At 63.2% G+C, this 6,000-nt stretch carries 5 protein-coding genes; 3 read left to right on the forward strand and 2 right to left on the reverse strand.

Translation table 11 applies throughout. The features are described 5' to 3' along the window. Positions 1 to 350: 350 nt before the first annotated feature. Positions 351 to 647 carry a hypothetical protein gene (locus PQR02_RS19630; protein WP_408234410.1) on the forward strand — a complete coding sequence of 99 codons (297 nt, stop codon included), beginning with the start codon at positions 351 to 353 and terminating at the stop codon, positions 645 to 647. A 171-nt stretch (positions 648 to 818) separates the two neighbouring features. Continuing rightward, complete coding sequence (locus PQR02_RS19635; RefSeq protein ID WP_408234412.1) at positions 819 to 1,784, forward strand: threo-3-hydroxy-L-aspartate ammonia-lyase; 966 nt, start codon at positions 819 to 821, stop codon at positions 1,782 to 1,784. A gap of 57 nt (positions 1,785 to 1,841) precedes the next feature. On the opposite strand, the gene PQR02_RS19640 is transcribed toward PQR02_RS19635, so the two are convergent. Together PQR02_RS19640 and PQR02_RS19645 are read right to left on the reverse strand one after the other, a co-directional pair. Then, a complete protein-coding gene (locus PQR02_RS19640) occupies positions 1,842 to 2,519 on the reverse strand; it encodes a LysE family translocator (protein WP_408234414.1) in 678 nt (225 codons plus the stop codon). 39 nt (positions 2,520 to 2,558) lie between these two features. Further along, positions 2,559 to 4,127, reverse strand: coding sequence for a UbiD family decarboxylase (locus PQR02_RS19645; RefSeq protein WP_408234417.1), 1,569 nt, complete (start codon positions 4,125 to 4,127; stop codon positions 2,559 to 2,561). Between the two features lie 607 nt (positions 4,128 to 4,734). Here PQR02_RS19645 and PQR02_RS19650 point away from each other — a divergent pair. Further along, positions 4,735 to 5,928 carry a transglycosylase SLT domain-containing protein gene (locus PQR02_RS19650; protein WP_408234420.1) on the forward strand — a complete coding sequence of 398 codons (1,194 nt, stop codon included), beginning with the start codon at positions 4,735 to 4,737 and terminating at the stop codon, positions 5,926 to 5,928. The last annotated feature ends 72 nt before the right edge of the window (positions 5,929 to 6,000 follow it).

A 6,000-nucleotide genomic window follows, 5' to 3' on the forward strand; every position in this document is an offset into this window, starting at 1 on the left:
ATTTTTTATTGGCGGCTCGGTAGGGTTGTCAGCACGGTTGCGTTGTCAGTATTGAAGCTAATTTGTAATCAAAGATTACCGAAACGCGAAGCCGGAAATGGCGCGCGCCGCATGAACCGGTGCTCTACGCGCGTTGACGCCGCCCAAACCCTTGATCTTCAGTTCAAAACGCCGCCGCGGCGTGACCGGACGCGCTCGCGCGAATCGGGGCTGAATGACGGCCCATTGGCGCCCATTGCAATTTGCAACAAATGCGAACAGATACGCCCGGGCTTTTTCGATACATTGATTAAAGAGCATGCAAGGCATGCGCAGTCGGCGTCCTTGATAGGTCGCGCTAGGAGAATAAAGTGAAAAAGATCGTTCCGTTTGTCGTTGCTGCAATCGGCTTGGGACTCGCCGGGGCGGCAGAGGCCCATGTTTCCGTTGGTATCGGCATTGGGGTTCCGGTCGCGCCGGCTTATCCGGTATATGCAGCGCCGCCGCCAGTCTATTACGCACCGCCGCCGCCGGTTTATGCGCCACCTGTCGTGTACGCGCCGCCGCCCGTCGTGGTGGGTGGCTATTACGGCTATGGCCGTCCGTATCCGTATTATCGTCACGGCTATTACCACGGTTATTACGGTCACGGGTATTACCGCCGCTAACCGCGGCAGGCAAAGCGTGATCGCCCGCGGCGTAGCGCCGGCTTGATTGCCGGGTTACGCCGTTTTTGTTTCCACGTTTGTTTCATTCCTGCGCGCACAAGGGCGGCGTTCCAAAGCATGGACGAAGCTGGGAGAATGGCTGTTTCGCCACCGCTCAGGAGAGTTTCGCCGATGCAAGCGCTTCCCGCTCCCACTTTCGACGACGTACTCGACGCCGCAGCGCGGCTCGAAGGCGTCGCCCACCGTACCCCCGTGCTGACCTCGAGTACATTCGACGAGCGCACGGGGGCGTCGGTCTTTTTCAAGTGTGAAAATTTCCAACGCATGGGCGCGTTCAAGTTTCGCGGCGCCTATAACGCGATTTCACACTTCGATGCGGTGCAGCGCAAAGCGGGCGTGCTGACCTATTCGTCGGGCAATCATGCGCAGGCCATCGCGCTGTCGGCTCGCCTTGCCGGCATCCACGCGACGATCGTCATGCCGCACGACGCGCCCGCGGCCAAGGTCGCGGCGACCAAGGGGTATGGCGGCGAAGTGATCACCTACGATCGCTATACCGAGAACCGCGAAGAGATTGGTCGGCGGCTTGCGCAAGAGCGCGGCATGACGCTGATTCCGCCGTACGACCATCCGCACGTGATCGCCGGCCAGGGCACCGCGGTGAAAGAGTTGATCGATGAAACCGGTCCGCTCGACACGCTCGTCGTGTGCCTGGGCGGCGGCGGATTGCTCGGCGGCAGCGCGTTGTCGGCGGCGGAACTGAGCCCGGCGTGCATGGTGATCGGCGTGGAGCCGGAAGCCGGCAACGACGGCCAGCAATCGCTCGCGCGCGGCGAGATCGTGCATATCGACACGCCGCGCACGATCGCCGACGGCGCTGCCTCCACGCATCTCGGCCACTACACGTTCGCGATCATCCGCGAGCGGGTGGCGCGGATCGAGACCGTCAGCGACGAGCAGTTGATCGACACGATGCGCTTTTTCGCGCAACGCATGAAGATGGTGGTCGAGCCCACGGGTTGTCTGGCCGCGGCGGCGGTGCTCAACGGCATCGTGCCGGTGAGGGGCAAGCGGGTTGGGGTGGTGGTCAGCGGCGGCAACGTCGATCTGCCCAAACTCGCACAGTTTCTCGCCTGAGCGAACGGCGCGAACCCGATTGGAGAAAACGGCTTGCCGACGCAAGCCGTTTTTTTATCAGCTCGCCACCTGCGAGGTCTGCACGATCAGATCGCGATACCCATTGACGATCACGCTGTACGAGAAATACGCGAACAGCAGCGCGGATAGTACGTGGCAGGCGCGCAGCAAACCAGCGCCCGCGCGCTTGCGCCCGTGACTGCCGAGTCCGCAGATAAAGAGCGTCCAGCTCAGACCGCCGAGAAAAAATCCACCGAGGAACACCAGCGCGGTTGTCGGGCTGGTGGCCCCCGCTTTCGCGATCAACGCGCCACCGACCGCCGCGAACCACAGAATCGCCGACGGCGACGACACGGCCAGCAGCACACCACGCAAAAAACCGCGCCAGGGCGAAAGATGCGGCGCAGCGGCGTCGCTGCCGCCTGCCACCGCCGGTGCCGCTGCCGGGAACATCGCTTCGCGCGCCATCTTCCAAGTCAGGAATAGCAGGATCGCCGCGCCGCCGATCCATACCACCCAGCGCACCGACTCGAACTGCAGCAGCGCGGCCATGCCCGCGAGCGCGAGCGCCGCGTAGATCAGATCACCGATGCAGGAGCCGAGGCCGAGCCAGAAGCCCGGCTTGAAACCATGCGACAACGTCAGCGAAATGATCGCGACGTTCACGAGACCGATATCCAGGCACAGCGACAACGACAGAAAAAAACCGTCCGACATCATTGAAAAGGCGTGCATCAGTGCAACTGCTCCATTTTTTTGTTGTTACGGCTCGCCTTACAGGCCCAACTCGTTCCACAAGGTATCGACACGCTGCTTGACCGCGTCGTCCATCACGATCGGGCGGCCCCACTCGCGGTCGGTTTCGCCGGGCCACTTGTTGGTCGCGTCGAGCCCCATCTTCGAGCCGAGGCCCGCCACGGGCGACGCGAAATCCAGATAGTCGATCGGCGTGCGATCCACCAGCACCGTGTCGCGCGCCGGATCGATGCGCGTGGTGATCGCCCAGATCACTTCCTTCCAGTCGCGGATATTGACGTCCTCGTCGACCACCACAATGAACTTCGTATACATGAACTGCCGCAGAAAGCTCCACACGCCGAACATCACGCGCTTGGCGTGGCCGGGGTAGCTCTTCTTCATCTGCACGATCGCCATGCGGTAGCTGCAGCCTTCGGGGGGCAAATAGAAATCGGTGATTTCGGCGAACTGCTTTTGCAGCAGCGGCACGAACACCTCGTTGAGCGCGACGCCGAGCACCGCGGGTTCGTCGGGCGGTTTGCCGGTGTAGGTGGAGTGGTAGATCGCGTCGCGCCGCATCGTGACGCGCTCGACCGTGAAGACCGGAAACCACTCCTGCTCGTTGTAGTAGCCGGTATGGTCGCCGTACGGGCCTTCGAGCGCATGTTCGTAGCCCGCCGACGCGCCCTTGACGGGTCGCGGCGGCGCGCCTGCGGGCGCGGGCGAGGGCGTGCCCTCCTGCGGATAGATGAAGCCTTCGAGCACGATTTCCGCGCGCGCGGGCACCTGCAGGCCGTCGACGCCCGGCGTGAGGCACTTCGCAAGCTCGGTCCGTGCGCCGCGCAGGAGGCCGGCGAACTGGTATTCGGACAGCGTGTCGGGCACCGGCGTGACCGCGCCGAGGATCGTCGCCGGATCGGCGCCGAGCACCACCGCCACTGGATACGGCTTGCCGGGATTGCGCAGCGCGAATTCGCGGAAATCGAGGGCGCCGCCGCGATGCGCGAGCCAGCGCATGATCAGTTTGTTACGGCCGATCAATTGCTGGCGATATATTCCTAAATTTTGTCGGCTCTTGTTCGGCCCTTTCGTGACGGTCAGGCCCCATGTGATCAACGGTCCGGCGTCGCCTGGCCAGCAGGTCTGAATCGGCAGCCTGGCGAGGTCGACGTCATGGCCCTCCCAGACAATTTCCTGGCACGGCGGCGCGCTCACCGTCTTGGGCGCCATGTCCCACACCGCCTTGGCCAGCGAAAAAAGTTTGCCCGCGTCTTTGAGCCCCTTCGGCGGCTCCGGCTCCTTCAGCGCGGAGAGTAGCCGGCCGACGTCGCGCAACGATTCCAGCGCCGCGCCGTCGCCTTCGCCGGCTTGCGCATCGACACCCATGCCGAGGGCGACCCGGCGCGGCGTGCCGAACAGGTTGCCGAGCACCGGGAACCCATACTGGGCTTTGCTCTCGAACAACAACGCGGGGCCGCCGGCGCGCAACACGCGGTCGCACAGTTCGGTCATTTCCAGCTTGGGCGACACCGGTTGCGAGATACGGCGCAGTTCACCGATCGTTTCGAGGCGGCGGACGAAATCGCGCAGGTCTTTGTATTTCATCTGTTGCGGTTCAGTGCCGCGTTGGCGGCGAAAGGAAAGGGCGGGGCGGGGTGCGCGGCGCCAGCGGAATTGTCGATTTTACCTGCGTTGGCTAGCGCACGTAGATCGACCAAATGGCCTAGGCGGAACGGCGGAGTGCAGATCGCGCAAAAGGCGCATGCCGCGCGGTTTTCGGCGGACTGAACACCGTTCATTATTACAAATAGTTATACATTTTCTGTTTCATAGTGTTGACGATCTATAAAACCCTGCATAGAATCCGGTCACATTGGTTGCAGGGCGTGAACATTTTTACCACTGCCCCCGGTCCCATCTGACGCAACGCGTCACCGCATTACCGCCCCTGCACGGTATTTGGCGGCTATTGAATTTCTCACCAGCGCTTGCCGACGCTGGTTTTTTCGCGTGGGAGCCAACGCCTGCATGCTCTTTTGGCATGGCGCGGGCCATTTCAAGATGGCTCCCCACAGACGGTATTTGCCGTTTTCCCGACGTCGCTGCTGCCCTAACCAGACAGAGCACGCGATGTCTTGACTCTTCGAACGTGTGGTGCCGCCGTTTTCATCTATTGGCGGAGTTCGCGGATCATGCAACATGGGAGATCTGAATGAACGCCTGGTTATCGTGGCGTCCCGATGCGCGAATCGCGCAAGTTGTGCGCGGTGTATTGCGTCGCGGGACGCGAATGAGTCATCACCTGTTCAGCATCGTCGGCGGTATCGCTGTCGTGCTGGCAATCGCACTGTGGCTGATGCCGGCCTGGCGCGGCACCTTGGCCGCGCGGCTGATGCCGGTCATCTCCGCCGCTGTGCAGGCGGGCCCCGCCCGTCTGCTGCAAGGCAATCCGCTGCCGTCCTTCGGGCCGCCCAGCAACGCTGCTGCGCCGTCCGACGACTCGCTGTCGTCCAACTCGCCGAATGGCGCCGAGACCGCAACCGCGGCGAACAACGGCAGCACCAGCTTCACGGTGGGTAACACCAGCTTCGACGGCGCTTTCGACAGCTCCGGTTCGACCGGCCTGGGCGTCGCGGCGCTCAATGGGCTCGATCCGCGTACGATGCAAAGCGTCAGCGAGTTGGCGCGCCTGATCCCGGCCCAGCGGGTGTCGGCCGAAGCGCGCGACGATCGCGTGCTGGTTTCGCACCGCGAGCAGAATCTGGTCGCGACTTACCTGGCGCGGCGTTATCGCGTGGCTCAGGAGCCCGTCAGCGAGCTCGTGAAGGCGGCGTTCGATACCGGCCGCGAAGTCGGTCTCGATCCGCTGCTGCTGCTGTCGGTGATGGCGATCGAATCGGGCTTCAACCCGTACGCCGAGAGTGGCGTGGGCGCGCAAGGTCTGATGCAGGTGATGTCCAAAGTGCATTCGGACAAATTCCAGTATTTCGGCGGCGAGGCCGCAGCGCTCGAGCCGGTCGCGAACATCAAGGTGGGCGCGCTGGTGCTGAAGGATTGCATCGCCCGCGGCGGCTCGTTGCCGGGCGGCTTGCGGCTGTATGTCGGTTCGAGCACGCAGGACGACGGCGGCTACGGCGCCAAGGTGATGGCCGAGCGTGGCCGTCTGCGTGACGTGGCGCGCGGCCGCAAGGTGCCGATCAACGCAACGCAAGCGCCGGTTCTGACCGCATCGGCCAATACGAATACAGCGGCGGTTGCTGCCGGTGGCGGCAAGCGTGTGCAGGTGACGCTTGGGAGTGGCCATCCGTCGAGCGCGGCGACGCCGTCGAAGACGCCGGATTCCGAGCAGGACGACGCCGACTCCAATACGAAGCACGTGGCATCGGCTTCGGAGTTGGGCGCCTGAGTTGGAGCGCCTAATTCCGATGGCGTGATTGACGCAAGAGCGGCTGCGAGAAAAAAAGGACACCGATTGGTG

The sequence above is a fragment of the Paraburkholderia sediminicola genome, from assembly GCF_046026895.1.
Taxonomy (GTDB): Bacteria; Pseudomonadota; Gammaproteobacteria; order Burkholderiales; family Burkholderiaceae; genus Paraburkholderia; species Paraburkholderia sediminicola_C.

Excerpts from the sequence above, each read along its gene's own strand:
- PQR02_RS19640 (WP_408234414.1), bottom strand. The coding sequence starts at position 2,519 with ATGCACGCCTTTTCAATGATGTCGGACGGTTTTTTTCTGTCGTTGTCG.
- PQR02_RS19650 (WP_408234420.1), top strand. The coding sequence starts at position 4,735 with ATGAACGCCTGGTTATCGTGGCGTCCCGATGCGCGAATCGCGCAAGTT.
- PQR02_RS19635 (WP_408234412.1), top strand. The coding sequence starts at position 819 with ATGCAAGCGCTTCCCGCTCCCACTTTCGACGACGTACTCGACGCCGCA.
- PQR02_RS19645 (WP_408234417.1), bottom strand. The coding sequence starts at position 4,127 with ATGAAATACAAAGACCTGCGCGATTTCGTCCGCCGCCTCGAAACGATC.